General features: G+C 44.5%; 17 protein-coding genes and 3 pseudogenes. 8 read left to right on the top strand and 12 right to left on the bottom strand.

What is annotated here, in order from left to right; genetic code table 11:
• Position 1: 1 nt before the first annotated feature.
• Positions 2–1528, top strand: a complete 1527-nt coding sequence (locus HF322_RS11065) for a TnsD family Tn7-like transposition protein (RefSeq protein WP_001243518.1) — start codon at positions 2–4, stop codon at positions 1526–1528.
• Positions 1529–3145, top strand: coding sequence for a Tn7-like element transposition protein TnsE (locus HF322_RS11070; RefSeq protein WP_000251879.1), 1617 nt, complete (start codon positions 1529–1531; stop codon positions 3143–3145). It begins immediately after the preceding gene.
• A gap of 55 nt (positions 3146–3200) precedes the next feature.
• On the opposite strand, the pseudogene HF322_RS11075 reads toward HF322_RS11070, so the two are convergent.
• From HF322_RS11075 to HF322_RS11105, 7 genes and pseudogenes are all read right to left on the bottom strand, one after another.
• Positions 3201–3353: pseudogene (locus HF322_RS11075) on the bottom strand (IS256 family transposase); the annotation flags it as partial.
• 22 nt (positions 3354–3375) lie between these two features.
• Positions 3376–3753 carry a hypothetical protein gene (locus tag HF322_RS11080; protein ID WP_001271300.1) on the bottom strand — a complete coding sequence of 126 codons (378 nt, stop codon included), beginning with the start codon at positions 3751–3753 and terminating at the stop codon, positions 3376–3378.
• A 409-nt stretch (positions 3754–4162) separates the two neighbouring features.
• Entirely contained in the window at positions 4163–4534 is a 372-nt protein-coding gene (locus HF322_RS11085) for a hypothetical protein (RefSeq protein ID WP_000119696.1), read from the bottom strand.
• Positions 4535–4594: 60 nt separating this feature from the next.
• On the bottom strand, positions 4595–5092 hold the full coding sequence (locus tag HF322_RS11090) for a hypothetical protein (protein ID WP_001444089.1): 498 nt from the start codon (positions 5090–5092) through the stop codon (positions 4595–4597).
• A gap of 28 nt (positions 5093–5120) precedes the next feature.
• A pseudogene (locus HF322_RS11095) lies at positions 5121–5956 on the bottom strand (AadA family aminoglycoside 3''-O-nucleotidyltransferase).
• 88 nt (positions 5957–6044) lie between these two features.
• Positions 6045–6887 (bottom strand): alpha/beta fold putative hydrolase EstX, encoded by an 843-nt coding sequence (gene estX, locus HF322_RS11100; RefSeq protein WP_096124041.1) that lies wholly within the window; start codon positions 6885–6887, stop codon positions 6045–6047.
• A 78-nt stretch (positions 6888–6965) separates the two neighbouring features.
• Positions 6966–7757 (bottom strand): phytanoyl-CoA dioxygenase family protein, encoded by a 792-nt coding sequence (locus HF322_RS11105; protein ID WP_169393530.1) that lies wholly within the window; start codon positions 7755–7757, stop codon positions 6966–6968.
• 340 nt (positions 7758–8097) lie between these two features.
• On the opposite strand from HF322_RS11105, the pseudogene HF322_RS11715 reads away from it, so the two are divergent.
• Positions 8098–9075: pseudogene (locus tag HF322_RS11715) on the top strand (integron integrase).
• 187 nt (positions 9076–9262) lie between these two features.
• On the opposite strand, the gene HF322_RS11120 reads toward HF322_RS11715, so the two are convergent.
• The 3 genes from HF322_RS11120 to parA all read right to left on the bottom strand — a co-directional run bounded on the left by HF322_RS11120 (position 9263) and on the right by parA (position 10915).
• The gene (locus HF322_RS11120; RefSeq protein WP_001353740.1) at positions 9263–9502 is read right to left on the bottom strand and encodes a BrxA family protein; all 240 of its coding nucleotides are present in this window, start codon (positions 9500–9502) and stop codon (positions 9263–9265) included.
• A 565-nt stretch (positions 9503–10067) separates the two neighbouring features.
• Positions 10068–10277, bottom strand: coding sequence for a chromosome partitioning protein ParB (locus tag HF322_RS11125; RefSeq protein WP_169393532.1), 210 nt, complete (start codon positions 10275–10277; stop codon positions 10068–10070).
• Positions 10277–10915: a ParA family partition ATPase gene (gene parA / locus HF322_RS11130; RefSeq protein ID WP_169393533.1), complete on the bottom strand. Its 639-nt coding sequence runs from the start codon at positions 10913–10915 to the stop codon at positions 10277–10279. The genes HF322_RS11125 and parA overlap by 1 nt, the downstream gene beginning before the upstream one ends.
• Positions 10916–11163: 248 nt before the next feature.
• Here parA and HF322_RS11135 point away from each other — a divergent pair, with 248 nt between their 5' ends.
• The 5 genes from HF322_RS11135 (at position 11164) to HF322_RS11155 (ending at position 12812) form a co-directional block, all read left to right on the top strand.
• On the top strand, positions 11164–11382 hold the full coding sequence (locus HF322_RS11135) for a helix-turn-helix transcriptional regulator (RefSeq protein WP_169393534.1): 219 nt from the start codon (positions 11164–11166) through the stop codon (positions 11380–11382).
• A 139-nt stretch (positions 11383–11521) separates the two neighbouring features.
• The gene (locus HF322_RS11140; RefSeq protein WP_169393536.1) at positions 11522–11791 is read left to right on the top strand and encodes a hypothetical protein; all 270 of its coding nucleotides are present in this window, start codon (positions 11522–11524) and stop codon (positions 11789–11791) included.
• Positions 11792–12069: 278 nt separating this feature from the next.
• A complete protein-coding gene (locus tag HF322_RS11145; protein WP_169393537.1) occupies positions 12070–12339 on the top strand; it encodes a type II toxin-antitoxin system Phd/YefM family antitoxin in 270 nt (89 codons plus the stop codon).
• Complete coding sequence (locus HF322_RS11150; RefSeq protein ID WP_169393539.1) at positions 12336–12590, top strand: Txe/YoeB family addiction module toxin; 255 nt, start codon at positions 12336–12338, stop codon at positions 12588–12590. Before HF322_RS11145 ends, HF322_RS11150 begins: the two co-directional genes overlap by 4 nt.
• Before the next feature lie 18 nt (positions 12591–12608).
• A complete protein-coding gene (locus tag HF322_RS11155) occupies positions 12609–12812 on the top strand; it encodes a hypothetical protein (protein WP_169393540.1) in 204 nt (67 codons plus the stop codon).
• A gap of 229 nt (positions 12813–13041) precedes the next feature.
• On the opposite strand, the gene HF322_RS11160 is transcribed toward HF322_RS11155, so the two are convergent.
• On the bottom strand, positions 13042–13914 hold the full coding sequence (locus tag HF322_RS11160) for a TIGR03915 family putative DNA repair protein (protein ID WP_188211263.1): 873 nt from the start codon (positions 13912–13914) through the stop codon (positions 13042–13044).
• An 18-nt stretch (positions 13915–13932) separates the two neighbouring features.
• Positions 13933–15201 (bottom strand): putative DNA modification/repair radical SAM protein, encoded by a 1269-nt coding sequence (locus HF322_RS11165; protein ID WP_169393542.1) that lies wholly within the window; start codon positions 15199–15201, stop codon positions 13933–13935.
• Positions 15202–15226 lie beyond the last annotated feature (25 nt).

Raw genomic sequence — 15226 nt, forward strand, 5'->3', positions numbered from 1 at the left:
CATGAGAAACTTTCCTGTTCCGTACTCGAATGAGCTGATTTATAGCACTATTGCACGGGCAGGCGTTTATCAAGGGATTGTTAGTCCTAAGCAGCTGTTGGATGAGGTGTATGGCAACCGCAAGGTGGTCGCTACCTTAGGTCTGCCCTCGCATTTAGGTGTGATAGCAAGACATCTACATCAAACAGGACGTTACGCTGTTCAGCAGCTTATTTATGAGCATACCTTATTCCCTTTATATGCTCCGTTTGTAGGCAAGGAGCGCCGAGACGAAGCTATTCGGTTAATGGAGTACCAAGCGCAAGGTGCGGTGCATTTAATGCTAGGAGTCGCTGCTTCTAGAGTTAAGAGCGATAACCGCTTTAGATACTGCCCTGATTGCGTTGCTCTTCAGCTAAATAGGTATGGGGAAGCCTTTTGGCAACGAGATTGGTATTTGCCCGCTTTGCCATATTGTCCAAAACACGGTGCTTTAGTCTTCTTTGATAGAGCTGTAGATGATCACCGACATCAATTTTGGGCTTTGGGTCATACTGAGCTGCTTTCAGACTACCCCAAAGACTCCCTATCTCAATTAACAGCACTAGCTGCTTATATAGCCCCTCTGTTAGATGCTCCACGAGCGCAAGAGCTTTCCCCAAGCCTTGAGCAGTGGACGCTGTTTTATCAGCGCTTAGCGCAGGATCTAGGGCTAACCAAAAGCAAGCACATTCGTCATGACTTGGTGGCGGAGAGAGTGAGGCAGACTTTTAGTGATGAGGCACTAGAGAAACTGGATTTAAAGTTGGCAGAGAACAAGGACACGTGTTGGCTGAAAAGTATATTCCGTAAGCATAGAAAAGCCTTTAGTTATTTACAGCATAGTATTGTGTGGCAAGCCTTATTGCCAAAACTAACGGTTATAGAAGCGCTACAGCAGGCAAGTGCTCTTACTGAGCACTCTATAACGACAAGACCTGTTAGCCAGTCTGTGCAACCTAACTCTGAAGATTTATCTGTTAAGCATAAAGACTGGCAGCAACTAGTGCATAAATACCAAGGAATTAAGGCGGCAAGACAGTCTTTAGAGGGTGGGGTGCTATACGCTTGGCTTTACCGACATGACAGGGATTGGCTAGTTCACTGGAATCAACAGCATCAACAAGAGCGTCTGGCACCCGCCCCTAGAGTTGATTGGAACCAAAGAGATCGAATTGCTGTACGACAACTATTAAGAATCATAAAGCGTCTAGATAGTAGCCTTGATCACCCAAGAGCGACATCGAGCTGGCTGTTAAAGCAAACTCCTAACGGAACCTCTCTTGCAAAAAATCTACAGAAACTGCCTTTGGTAGCGCTTTGCTTAAAGCGTTACTCAGAGAGTGTGGAAGATTATCAAATTAGACGGATTAGCCAAGCTTTTATTAAGCTTAAACAGGAAGATGTTGAGCTTAGGCGCTGGCGATTATTAAGAAGTGCAACGTTATCTAAAGAGCGGATAACTGAGGAAGCACAAAGATTCTTGGAAATGGTTTATGGGGAAGAGTGAGTGGTTAGGCTAGCTACATTTAATGACAATGTGCAGGTTGTACATATTGGTCATTTATTCCGTAACTCGGGTCATAAGGAGTGGCGTATTTTTGTTTGGTTTAATCCAATGCAAGAACGGAAATGGACTCGATTTACTCATTTGCCTTTATTAAGTCGAGCTAAGGTGGTTAACAGTACAACAAAGCAAATAAATAAGGCGGATCGTGTGATTGAGTTTGAAGCATCGGATCTTCAACGAGCCAAAATAATCGATTTTCCTAATCTCTCGTCCTTTGCTTCCGTACGCAACAAGGATGGAGCGCAGAGTTCATTTATTTACGAAGCTGAAACACCATATAGCAAGACTCGTTATCACATCCCACAGTTAGAGCTAGCTCGGTCATTATTTTTAATTAACTCCTATTTCTGTCGAAGCTGTTTGAGCAGTACCGCTTTACAGCAAGAGTTCGACGTTCAGTATGAGGTTGAGCGAGATCATTTAGAGATAAGGATCTTACCCAGTTCATCGTTTCCTAAAGGGGCGTTAGAGCAGTCGGCCGTAGTGCAGCTTTTGGTTTGGTTGTTTTCGGATCAAGATGTTATGGATTCGTATGAAAGTATTTTTAGGCACTATCAACAAAATAGAGAAATTAAGAACGGCGTTGAAAGCTGGTGCTTTAGCTTTGACCCTCCGCCCATGCAGGGTTGGAAATTACATGTAAAAGGACGTTCTTCTAACGAGGATAAGGATTATTTAGTTGAGGAAATAGTAGGTTTAGAAATCAACGCTATGCTTCCTAGCACAACAGCTATTAGCCATGCCTCTTTTCAGGAAAAGGAGGCAGGTGATGGTAGTACGCAGCACATAGCGGTTTCAACAGAGTCAGTTGTTGATGATGAGCATCTACAGTTGGACGATGAGGAAACAGCCAATATAGACACAGACACACGAGTCATAGAGGCTGAGCCGACATGGATAAGTTTTAGTAGACCTAGTCGAATTGAAAAATCTCGCAGGGCAAGAAAAAGTAGCCAAACTATTTTAGAAAAAGAAGAAGCAACAACAAGTGAAAATAGTAATTTGGTTAGTACTGATGAGCCACACTTAGGTGGTGTCCTAGCAGCGGCAGATGTGGGTGGGAAGCAGGATGCAACCAATTACAACTCTATTTTTGCTAATCGATTTGCTGCTTTTGATGAGCTACTTTCAATTCTAAAAACTAAATTTGCATGTCGGGTGCTTTTTGAAGAAACCTTGGTTTTGCCAAAAGTTGGGCGTAGCCGATTACATCTGTGTAAAGATGGCTCACCAAGAGTGATTAAAGCCGTTGGGGTGCAACGTAATGGCAGTGAATTTGTATTGCTAGAGGTGGATGCATCGGATGGGGTGAAAATGCTTTCTACCAAAGTGTTGAGTGGCGTTGATAGCGAAACATGGCGGAATGATTTTGAAAAGATACGGCGTGGAGTGGTGAAGAGCTCATTGAATTGGCCAAATAGTTTGTTTGATCAATTATATGGACAAGACGGGCATAGAGGGGTGAATCATCCAAAGGGGTTGGGGGAGCTGCAAGTATCGAGAGAGGATATGGAAGGGTGGGCTGAGAGAGTGGTTAGAGAGCAATTTACGCATTAAAGGAATGACTGAAAGAGCCTGTAAACCCTTTTGTGTAAGTGCTTTTGCCGGTCAGTTAAAGGTGGCCATTTAAACGGTCACCAAATTCGATCATAAAACGGTTCATGGCCGGCTTCCAGTTGCGGATCGGCATCGTCCATTTCTTGGTCGCCGCCTGGATAGCCAGGTACACCACCTTCATCGCTGATTCGTCCGTAGGGAACACCTTGAGTTCATATTAATGGAATTTTCTACAAATAGCCTCCGTGGTTTTGAGGGGGGATTACAGACGATCCATAGTAGTAATCCAATGAGTTCTTGAGCGCGGCGACATGTTTGGACGCCTTGGCAAAAATTAGAGCCTGCTTGAAGTGCAGGCGAGCACGTGCTTGGACGATTGATCCATTCGCGGTCAAAAACTCAATCTTGGATGACAGCGTGTCAGGAAATCCAATATCGAAGTCCCGCCCCGTGTCAAAGTAGGGCATTTCATGATCAAAGGACGAAGCTTCCCAGGCCACTTCCCTAATATTCCAGCCGCTAGAAACAAGATTTCGTACGACTTCATCAACTTTTTTGCTTTCCAACTTGTCACAAAGTGCATAGGCAAGAGCTTTGGCGGCAGACACGTGCGTTTCCTCTTAAACATAGGTCGAACGGATACCCGAGGCAAAGCGGAGCATTAGTCCCAAAGCATCTCCGGTAGATCCGGAGGCTCCATACTGAAGGCATGGCATCTTGGGCATTGATATTTGAAACTTCTCTCTAGATAGCAGGGATTTCTTGGCCTTGCCTCATGCTGATAGCTTGTAAATATCACACGATCCTTAGCCCCACAAAGTGAGCATACTCCGTAGCTTTCATTTATAGAAATCGTCGTTAGATTGTCGCAGCATGTGCACGTTCCGACTATTTGCTCAGGAAGCATCGCCATACCTTGGCCTAGGTAAAGAAGATCAGACTCGTAGCCACATCGGTGGCAACTGAGCTTGTACGCAATGCCCATCTGGTTGTCTCACCTGAATCGTAACGTCAGAGCTATTCATCCATCCATTCGGCATCAATGTATGCCACTAAGCCGACCAGCTGACCGTTTGGACTGAAGTATGTTGCCTGCACCCCACTTGACATCTCATCAATACCACCGCACTGCGCTAGGCGCCGGTCCCACTTGCCCACAGAAGCGTCAGGATCGGCTGAGTTCCCCAAGACCCTTGTGAGCCATGCCTCCTTTAACTCAACCTCTCGAATGATTGCGTCGGCCAGCTCCTCCGCGTTATCTAGTTCGACATAGTCTGGAATTCGGACGTACGTTCTGAACACAGCTGGATACTTACTTGGGCGATTGTCATACATGACATCAACAATGTACCCGTTTGTGTAACCGTCTCTTGGAGGTTCGTATGACACTAGTGGTTCCCCTCAGCTTGCGACTAGATGTTGAGGCCTAACATTTTATTAGAGAGCAGGCTAGTTGCTTAGATACATGATCTTCAGGCCGTTATCTGTCAGGGCAAGCGAAAATTGGCCATTTATGACGACCAATGCCCCGCAGAAGCTCCCATCTTTGCCGCCATAGACGCCGCGCCCCCCTTTTGGGGTGTAGAACATCCTTTTGCCAGATGTGGAAAAGAAGTTCGTTGTCCCATTGTTGGCAATGACGTAGTAGCCGGCGAAAGTGCGAGACCCATTTGCGCTATATATAAGCCTACGATTTCCGTTGCGACTATTGTCGTAATTGGATGAACTATTATCGTAGTTGCTCTCAGAGTTGTCGTAATTTGATGGACTATTGTCGTAATTGCTTATGGAGTTGTCGTAGTTGCTTGGAGAAATGTCGTAGTTGGATGGGGAGTAGTCATAGGGAAGACGAGCTTCATCCACTAAAACAATTGGCAGGTCAGCAAGTGCCTGCCCCGATGCCATCGCAAGTACGAGGCTTAGAACCACCTTCAACAGATCGCGCATAGTCTTCCCCAGCTCTCTAACGCTTGAGTTAAGCCGCGCCGCGAAGCGGCGTCGGCTTGAACGAATTGTTAGACATTATTTGCCGACTACCTTGGTGATCTCGCCTTTCACGTAGTGAACAAATTCTTCCAACTGATCTGCGCGCGAGGCCAAGCGATCTTCTTGTCCAAGATAAGCCTGCCTAGCTTCAAGTATGACGGGCTGATACTGGGCCGGCAGGCGCTCCATTGCCCAGTCGGCAGCGACATCCTTCGGCGCGATTTTGCCGGTTACTGCGCTGTACCAAATGCGGGACAACGTAAGCACTACATTTCGCTCATCGCCAGCCCAGTCGGGCGGCGAGTTCCATAGCGTTAAGGTTTCATTTAGCGCCTCAAATAGATCCTGTTCAGGAACCGGATCAAAGAGTTCCTCCGCCGCTGGACCTACCAAGGCAACGCTATGTTCTCTTGCTTTTGTCAGCAAGATAGCCAGATCAATGTCGATCGTGGCTGGCTCGAAGATACCTGCAAGAATGTCATTGCGCTGCCATTCTCCAAATTGCAGTTCGCGCTTAGCTGGATAACGCCACGGAATGATGTCGTCGTGCACAACAATGGTGACTTCTACAGCGCGGAGAATCTCGCTCTCTCCAGGGAAAGTCGAAACCTCCAGAAGGTCGTTGAGCAAAGCTCGCCGCGTTGTTTCATCAAGCCTTACGGTCACCGTAACCAGCAAATCAATATCACTGTGTGGCTTCAGGCCGCCATCCACTGCGGAGCCGTACAAATGTACGGCCAGCAACGTCGGTTCGAGATGGCGCTCGATGACGCCAACTACCTCTGATAGTTGAGTCGATACTTCGGCGATCACCGCTTCCCTCATGATGTTTAACGCCTTGCTCACCGGAAAATTGCGAGCGCAGCGAGTAATTTTTACGGTGCAGCAACTTGTTGTACGGTGCAACCGATAGCTATGACGTTTGCCCCTTAATCGCCTGGATAATCCTCGGCCAGTCTTCATGATGCAACTCATGTCCCGTGCCTTCGAGTGTCAGCATTTTTGAACCACGAATCGCATCTTTCAGTGCCAACCCATGCACATAAGGAAGTACAGGATCCTCCGTGCCGTGAATGATCAAAGTTGGTACAGCTATCTCATTTAATCTCCCGAGCCATCTCTCGCCACCACCTAAAGTAGTGTGGTTGAATGTTGTCAGGATATTCGGAGTGCGATCAAAATTTAACTCAGCGATATTTTGTATCTTCTCAGCGTCAAAAGCATGCGCAGTACCTGAGTTGATTCGCCACGCTCCGACCTGATACGCGACGACAGCATCTCTATTAGACCAATCCAGCGATTCCGCCCGTTGGTGATACTCAATGATGGCAGGATCAAAAGCGGGCATATCAGGATCTGCATCTGCAAGCCGTTCTGAAGCAATCAGCGTCAAGCTCTTCACACGTTTCGGATACTTGAGAGCTACAAGCTGGGAAAGAAATCCCCCCAAAGACATGCCGACTAAATGAGCAGCTTCCAGACCATAACCATCAATGACGCGAACCACATCATCTGCTAATTCTTCAACGGAATATGGAGCTTGACCTGGCTCATAGCTTGTTGATTTCCCGGTATCACGGTGGTCGTACCGGATCACACAGCGACCCATTTTGGCTAGTTGGGAGCAAAACTCATCAGGCCACCACACCGCAGACGACATTGCCCCCATGATCAGGATAATGGGTTCATGGGCCGGGTCGCCGAATGATTCGGTATAGAGTGAAATCGCTTTATCAACAACTACCTTTTCTTTCATACTAAAATTGCCTTCGAGTTTTACGTACAACGCCTGAATTAAGCCGCGCCGCGAAGCGGCGTCGGCTTGAATGAATTGTTATACGGCTTCGCCGGGGCGCTTCAGCGCCGCACGGATAGCCGCCTCGACAGGATAAATGGATGATGACTTTGCCCTCCTAACATCTAACTCCTTCTTCGGGAAAAGCGGAGGTTGAGCCATGAATCTTGGGGCATTCCCCCGATTGATTTGTGCTGCATGCACAAGAAACGGGTGGCAAATATAAACAGTCCCTGCCTCGCCAGTGGCAGTGATCTCTTTGCATGCTGACGTGGATGCAAGGTCCAGTGAGCGCACCGCAATACCATCTTTACCTGAGGGCTCCAATAGTCTTGCGATCGCCGTATGCGAGCCGACTCGAATTCGTGTCGGGGCATCCAACTTGCCGACGTCAGAGAATAGAAAGAGTGCGAGCAACGCGCGGCCTTTTGAATTGACGTTTACACGCCACGATAAGAAATCGTCGGCTGCAGAGTCCGGGCCAGGGAAACTCGCATCTACATGCCAACCTGTATCACCCGTATCCGTGTCTGTCGGGAAACGTACCGGAAACGTTCCAAGCCCATGCATCGGCACCCAGCAATCCGGACCGACCAATTGGTCGTATGCGCTCAGCAACTCCGGCGTATTAGCGGCACTTACGAAAGGAGCGTCGTGATAGCCGCCGAGCCACACCACGGGGCTCTTCCAAGTTTTGGAATCAACTTGGCTGCAATCCATGTCTCGCCAAAGTATCTCTCGGCCCTGATCTGCCAATTCTTTGGGGAAGGCGCGATCAATGCGGACATACCCGTCGGCAATAAATTGCTCAATCTGCTGACTGGAAAGCATCGATTTCTGTTCCTCAAGTACTCTGTGTAGCCGTATAACAGCTTATTCATAGGCATGCTCATTTTGTCTTTCAGCATCCCTACCCTTTTATTTATTTAAGTGCATGATTCTACCTTACTTTTTCCATTGCCGCAATCAATTCAAATCTGGCAAAACGAGCATGCTCATTTTGCCAGTTTTGGCTGCCTGTTAATTGCGCTCAAACATCCCCAACCAATTGTTTTATATGGATTTTTTATTTCCTATAAAAACAATTCGAGCATGGTTTAAAGTAAAAACGTGCATTATCGTAAGAATAGTCTAAATTATACTGTATAAAGTTACAGTTAATGGTGGAGCTATGGCAAAAAGTCCTTTCTTACTTAGCATCAGCCAAGATATGCGGCAAAAAGGCTATTCGTTGCGTACCGAGAAAACTTACATTCACTGGATTAAGCGGTTTATTTTGTTTCATGGTAAGCGTCATCCTCTAGAGATGGCTGGTGAAGAAGTTAGGCTTTTTCTTTCACATTTAGCGAATGCGGAAAACGTCTCTATAAACACTCAAAAAACTGCTCTTAATGCGCTCGCTTTTTTATATAACCAATTTTTAAATAAGCCATTGGGTGAGCTTGATTTTGTGCCAGCATCCAAGCCTAGACGGCTACCCTCTGTTATCTCTGCAAATGAAGTGCAACGCATTTTGCAGGTTATGGATACTCGCAACCAAGTTATTTTTACGCTGCTGTATGGTGCAGGTTTGCGCATTAATGAATGCTTGCGTTTGCGGGTTAAAGATTTTGATTTTGATAATGGCTGCATCACTGTGCATGACGGTAAGGGTGGGAAAAGCAGAAACAGCCTACTGCCCACGCGCCTAATCCCAGCAATAAAATAACTCATTGAGCAAGCGCGGCTTATTCAGCAAGACGACAACTTACAAGGCGTAGGGCCATCGCTGCCTTTTGCTTTAGATCACAAATACCCTTCTGCTTATCGACAAGCGGCGTGGATGTTTGTCTTTCCCTCCAGCACGCTCTGCAACCACCCGTATAACGGCAAATTATGCCGCCATCATCTGCATGACTCCGTTGCGCGAAAGGCATTGAAGGCAGCCGTACAAAAAGCAGGCATCGTTAGCAAGCGTGTCACTTGTCATACATTTCGTCACTCGTTTGCTACGCATCTATTACAAGCGGGGCGTGATATTCGCACTGTGCAAGAACTCTTAGGGCATAACGATGTTAAGACCACGCAAATCTATACGCATGTGTTGGGTCAGCATTTTGCCGGCACCACCAGTCCTGCGGATGGACTGATGCTACTTATCAATCAGTAAAAGTAGATAAATATCTTTATGTAGCCCTGAGTAGCCCCTGATACTTTTTATGGTGAAAAAGATAAACAATCATAGAGGGGATAAATATGAGCCAGTTCTACCATTGTTCAGATAAGTTTAAGCAAGATACTGTCAATCACAGTGACCATTCATGGTCATTACACTTCCTCCAGTTGCCAGACAATGCCTAACATAAAAACGCAAAAGCCCAAAAGTCAGAGCTTAGGTGTTCTAGGCGTTTTCTAAGCGCTGAAGAAATACGTCTTACCGTAGATTGCGTGCGTTTCTGAAGCACATTTTCCTTATACATGGCTTTATCCCAGGCAGCTTCATCAAGCTCTTGGAGTAACAAGCCAGTAATAATGCGACACTCTCGGGTTTGTAGCGAGCCGCTGGTGAGATCGGAGTTATAGCGGAAAGGGGTCATTTGTAATTATTTGTGGGTGGAGGATAGTTAACTTATTATTGTAGTTGGAAGAGGCTGCTTTCCAAACATTAGCACCTCGTAATGCTTGTTACTGTATATTAATTTATGCTCTTAGCGCATGTTAATGGGCTATTACAATGCATAATGTCCACATCAAGATAACTGTGGCTTAACACCTGTACAAGCGAAAAAAATCAATCACCTGTCCGGAAATACGGGATCACTGTAAAGTGTTGGTGAGGCAGTCTAGGAGGGGGATTTAATTTGGGATACTGATGAAAGGATTATGATCAGTTGGATATAGGATCGTACTAAGCTGAGCGGCAGGTTAGCTAGATTAGTTAACCAGATAAGTGAAATCTAGTTCCAAACTATTTTGTCATTTTTAATTTTCGTATTAGCTTACGACGCTACACCCAGTTCCCATCTATTTTGTCACTCTTCCCTAAATAATCCTTAAAAACTCCATTTCCACCCCTCCCAGTTCCCAACTATTTTGTCCGCCCACAATTAGCCCAATAAAAAAGCTGCCTGTTTTCCTTGCAGCTTTTTTATTTAAGTTTAGCTACCGCTTCGCAATCATCTGATCTACCGCCTCAGTGAGCAGCTGTGAGATGCTTTTTTGGCTATCAAGGGACAGCTGCTTAAGCGCTCGATGCTTGTCCTTATCAAGATTGAAATTAACCCGAACCTGTTTTTTTGGATTGTCCGTCACATCGTCAAGATTAAGCTCAGAGCTTACTTTTTTACTGGGTCGTCCTGCTGACAGTGCCATTATTTATCCTCATTAAAAAACGTTAAAACTTCATCAATGACCGCATTCATCTCTATCATCGCAGGATTTGAGCTGTCGGTATCAAACACCGTTTGCCCAAGCGCTGCCGTTTTTGGGTAAATGACGCGCTGATAGATTTTGGTATCAAGTACCGGAAGCTCATACTCCGATAATACGCTGGTGACCTCTTTACTGATATTGGCATTTTGAATCGCTCGTGACACCACAAACGCCGCTTGCAGCTGACCGTCGGTCATCTCAATGCGCTGATGAACCAAATCGACCAAATCACTCGTTGCCCAAATATCATAGGGGCTTGGCTGAACCGGAATGAGCACAAAATCTGCCGCTTTAATTGCCGATACGGCAAGGCTTGTAGCCTGCGGTGAGCCATCAATCACCACAAAATCTTTATCACTGACACTTTTTAAATCCTTATCAAGCGTTGGCCGATCAAGACCAATAACTGGAACCGGATTGTCCTCATCAACCGCTCGCCAATCTCGCGCACTCCCCTGCATGTCACTATCAACGAGCAGCACACTAAAGCCCCTTAATTGAAGCCCACGAGCAAGCTGAGTGGCAATGGTCGTCTTTCCGCTGCCACCTTTTTGGTTGAGCACTGCAATGACCTTCATAAGGTAAATCCTTTTGAGTAATTGAGCTTATGAGTATATAAGTAATTGAGTATAAGAGTAAATAAGTTTTTACTCAATTGAGTGTATGAGTTATTGAGTAATAGAGCTATTAACATAAGCAGATTTAATAGCTTATTTATCTGCTATAAGTTAAATCAACGCTTAGTCATACGTTTTGATAGGGTAGAGCGTAAAAAAGGGATATCTTATATAATAGCTTTCAACCTTATTACCATCAGGAGATCGTTATGATTAAATGTCATTTATCTACAATTATGGGCGAGCGTCGTCTTAAGATTGCGGATGTGGCTCGCGATACCAATATCAATCGCGGCACTATCACCCGAATGTATCATGAAGAAGCCACCCGAGTGGATCTTGATATCATCGAGCAGCTTTGCTTATATTTTCGCATTAGCGTTGGCGATTTGTACGAAGTCATTGATGATAGCCAAACTGAAGAATAGGCTAAATACTCAATTAGCACCAAAATAACCTACAGAAGAACAAAAAACCTTGTAATAGACTAAAATGTCTGTATAATTTGACCTATAGCAGGTCATTTTGACTATGACCATAATTATAGTTACTCTTAGGAGAACAATTATGCAGATGTTACCAAAACCATCAGCGTGGTTAAGCCAAGACGCGATTGACTTAGCGGTAAAACTTATTAAGAGCTTGCAAATTCAAGCAGGCGATAATTTAGCAAGCCTACTTGAGGTGAGCCCAATATTTTTTAATCATGAGGCGGTTTTTGTTTGGGTTCAGCGGCAAATCGATGAGGGCTTAACGGTGGGGGAGAATGCTTTAAACGCGCTTGAAGCTGCATTTTTAGGTACTTTACATGAAGTGGGTTGGTTTGATGACATTTAACTTGATGTAAAATAAAAAGGTTAAACGTTCTGTTTAGCCTTTTTTCTATTTAAGTAGAAAGTATAATTCCTTGATTTATCAATATTATTTTTGAGTGAATTAATACTTACTCAGATGCTTATTAACTCAATTACTCAATTACTCAATATGCCGAGTATGATTCATAACGCCTCCTTTTTATTAAAACCGTATTGTAGTTAAATATTAACCATTTAAGTACGTAATTAAGTACTTAAATTTTATATAATAAGCGAATAATGGTAATAGGAGAGATAATAATGGATGTGGTCAACTACAGCGATTTTAGAAAAGGCTTGGCTAAATACTTAGACAAAGTTGACACTGATAAGGGTCCGCTTTTAATCACAAGGCAGAATTCAAAGCCTGCAGTACTGATGAGCTTAGATGAATTTAATGCTTATGAAGAGACGTTATATTTATTAAAAAGCCCTAACAATGCAGAGCGTCTTAAACGGTCTATTGAAGCGGTAAAATCAGGAAACCTTATTGATCGTGAAGTGAGTTTTGATGATGAGGTGGAAGGTTGATTTTATCTTGGACGTCGGATGCCTGGGAAGATTACGAATACTGGCAAAAAACCAGTAAAGATAAAGTAAAGCAGATTAATAAAATGCTTAAAGTCATCAAGCGTACCCCTTTTGAGGGTATCGGCAAACCTGAGCCTTTAAAGTACGATCTGGCAGGATATTGGTCACGGCGTATCGATCATGAGCATCGATTGGTCTATGGCGTTACTGATGAGGCAATTATTATTCTGCAGTGCCGATATCATTATTAGCTAAAGCAGGAGAGAGTTATGAGTCAGGTGAAATACTCAATTGATGAGTTGCCGCCGTTAACCCAAAAACAGCGAGATGATTTAAAACAACTGACCAAGCGTTGTGATGAGTCAATCGACCTATCTGATATTCCAGAGGTAACAGACTGGTCAGGAGCGGTTCGGGGCGGTCTTGCATTGCAAGCTCATTTACTTAAACCTAAAGACGATCAGTCATTTTAACCGTCAGTATTAATCGTTGCTATTGAGTAAATGAGTAAATAAGTAATTACTCATTTACTCAAAAAAGAGAACCCTGCTTAAAAACAGGGTTCTTGCCATTGTCTTGAGGGGAGGGTTGACCTACGATACCTCAAACCTTTCTCAAATTTTGTGTGACTGATTTTTTAAAAATAAAGATAACAAAAAAATGTTAGATTCATTCAAGCAAAAATCAGAAATAATAGCGTCATCAACGGTGTTTTCTAAGATGTTCGGCATTGGGAAGAACTTGTTTTTCACTTAAGTATTTCCAATAGCGCTGCGGCAAATACTGTTTATGTAGGCGCGGGTTCTTACGCTCTTTAATATTGACGTTGGTAAAATAACCTTGCCAAAACTTTTGATAACGCAGTTCATCCTCGCTATGAATACTGGTAGGATTTCTTAGCACCGCTTCATCAAGATCAGTAATGGTTTGCAATTGTGCAGGACTTGATGATGTGCTTTGACGCTTATCATAATAAATACCATAGCTGCGAGTGATATCATAAATCGCCCAGTGCTGATCTTGGTAGCGCTGACGAAAATGCTCACCAATGAGAGGCAGCACATTAAAATCAGGCTCAATCCTAGCAAAATAAATATCTTCAGTGGTATGTTCAAAACGCACGAAAGCTTCCATACGATGGCGCTCACGCCCCACCGATTTGACGGTTTGCATCAGTTCAAGCACGTCTAAATTGCCCAAATCTTGCATAATATCGCGGCAAGGATAGTCAATAGCGTACTTGACCACATGAAATAAAGTGGTGCCAATACTGTCCTTTTCTGATAAAAAACCCCAAAGGATATTGCGCATACCCTCGCGGCCCACCAGCTGATTCAGCTTTACTAACACCCGTTCCGCGTTATCGTTATCAGTGGCGATTTCAGTGGCTTGGGCAATTAGTGAAGGGACGTAACCATCCTGAGCCACTAATTGCAAAAACTTATCTTCTTGTAGGCGGTTCGCATAGACATAAAAAACAGCGCTGAGCCAACCTTCAAAAGTTGGCTCATAGAGCAAAATATTAGGCGTTAACTGACCGATAGGATAAGACGCATTTAAAGCAAGTTGTGACATTGATACTCCTATTTGTATTTAAAATAGTGCCAACTGCCCACTGCGTTGATCTTTAAACTTAGTTTGCGTTTGTGCCAGTACATATTGACGAAAGTTGTCTCGAGTTAAGTGCGCCAGATGCTCGTTTTTACCTGATGTTGCAATGAAGTACTTCGCACGATTGACGGCAGCACCCATCTTTTTTAGGTGATAGAGTGTCAGATGATTAAACTTGCGCGCTTTCATAATCTTCTTCGCCGTTCGGACACCAATACCGGGGATACGAAGGATCGCGTCATAAGTTGCGGTTTGGATATTGACGGGGAAATGTTCACGATGGCGAATAGCCCATGCCAGTTTTGGGTCACAATCTAAATCTAAAAAGGGTGATTCAGGGTCAACGATTTCATCGGCATCAAAGCCATAAAAGCGCATCAGCCAATCCGCTTGATAGAGACGGTTTTCACGTATCATTGGCACAGGGGTCCCAATCGCTGGTAGGCGGCTATCAGACAACATGGGCACGTAGCCTGAATAATAAACGCGCTTAAGCTCATATTGCTTATAAAACTGGCTGGACAGCTGAATCACTTGTAGATCAGTTTCATTACTGGCACCAACAATCATCTGGCTGGTCTGACCGGCCGGTACAAATTTGGGAGCTTTTTTATGGGTTTTACGACTCTCACGAATGGTAATAATCTCATCTTTTACGGTTTCCATTGGCGCTTTTAATTGATCGTGCGATTTCTCTGGGGCAAGCAAAGCTAGCCCTGATTTGGTTGGAATCTCAATATTGACGCTTAGCCGGTCAGCATAAAGCCCAGCTTCTTGTAATAATTCCTTTGAGGCGCCAGGAATGGTCTTAAGGTGAATGTAGCCGTTAAAGCGCTCACGTGTGCGTAAAAGCTTAGCGACTTCTACCAATCGCTCCATGGTATAGTCACCACTTTTGAAAATACCTGAGCTTAAAAATAGCCCTTCGATATAATTACGACGATAAAACTGCATGGTCAAATCGACAACTTCCTCAACAGTAAAAGCCGCTCGTGGTGTGTCATTGCTTTTGCGTGAGGTGCAATAAGCGCAGTCGTAGATGCAGTGGTTGGTTAACAGGATTTTAAGCAAGCTGACACAGCGACCATCTTCAGTATAACTATGACAAATACCGCTTTTTGAGGCATCACCGAGACCGCCGCCTTGATTTTTACGCGTACCACTCGACGATGAGCAAGACACATCATACTTCGCAGCATCAGCTAAAATATTAAGCTTGCCTTGAAGTCGTTCATAATTAATGGTAGCCATAAGTGCGATTTACCAAGTCATTAAT

Source organism: Psychrobacter sp. MF31 (assembly GCF_012847335.1).
Classification (GTDB): Bacteria; Pseudomonadota; Gammaproteobacteria; order Pseudomonadales; family Moraxellaceae; genus Psychrobacter.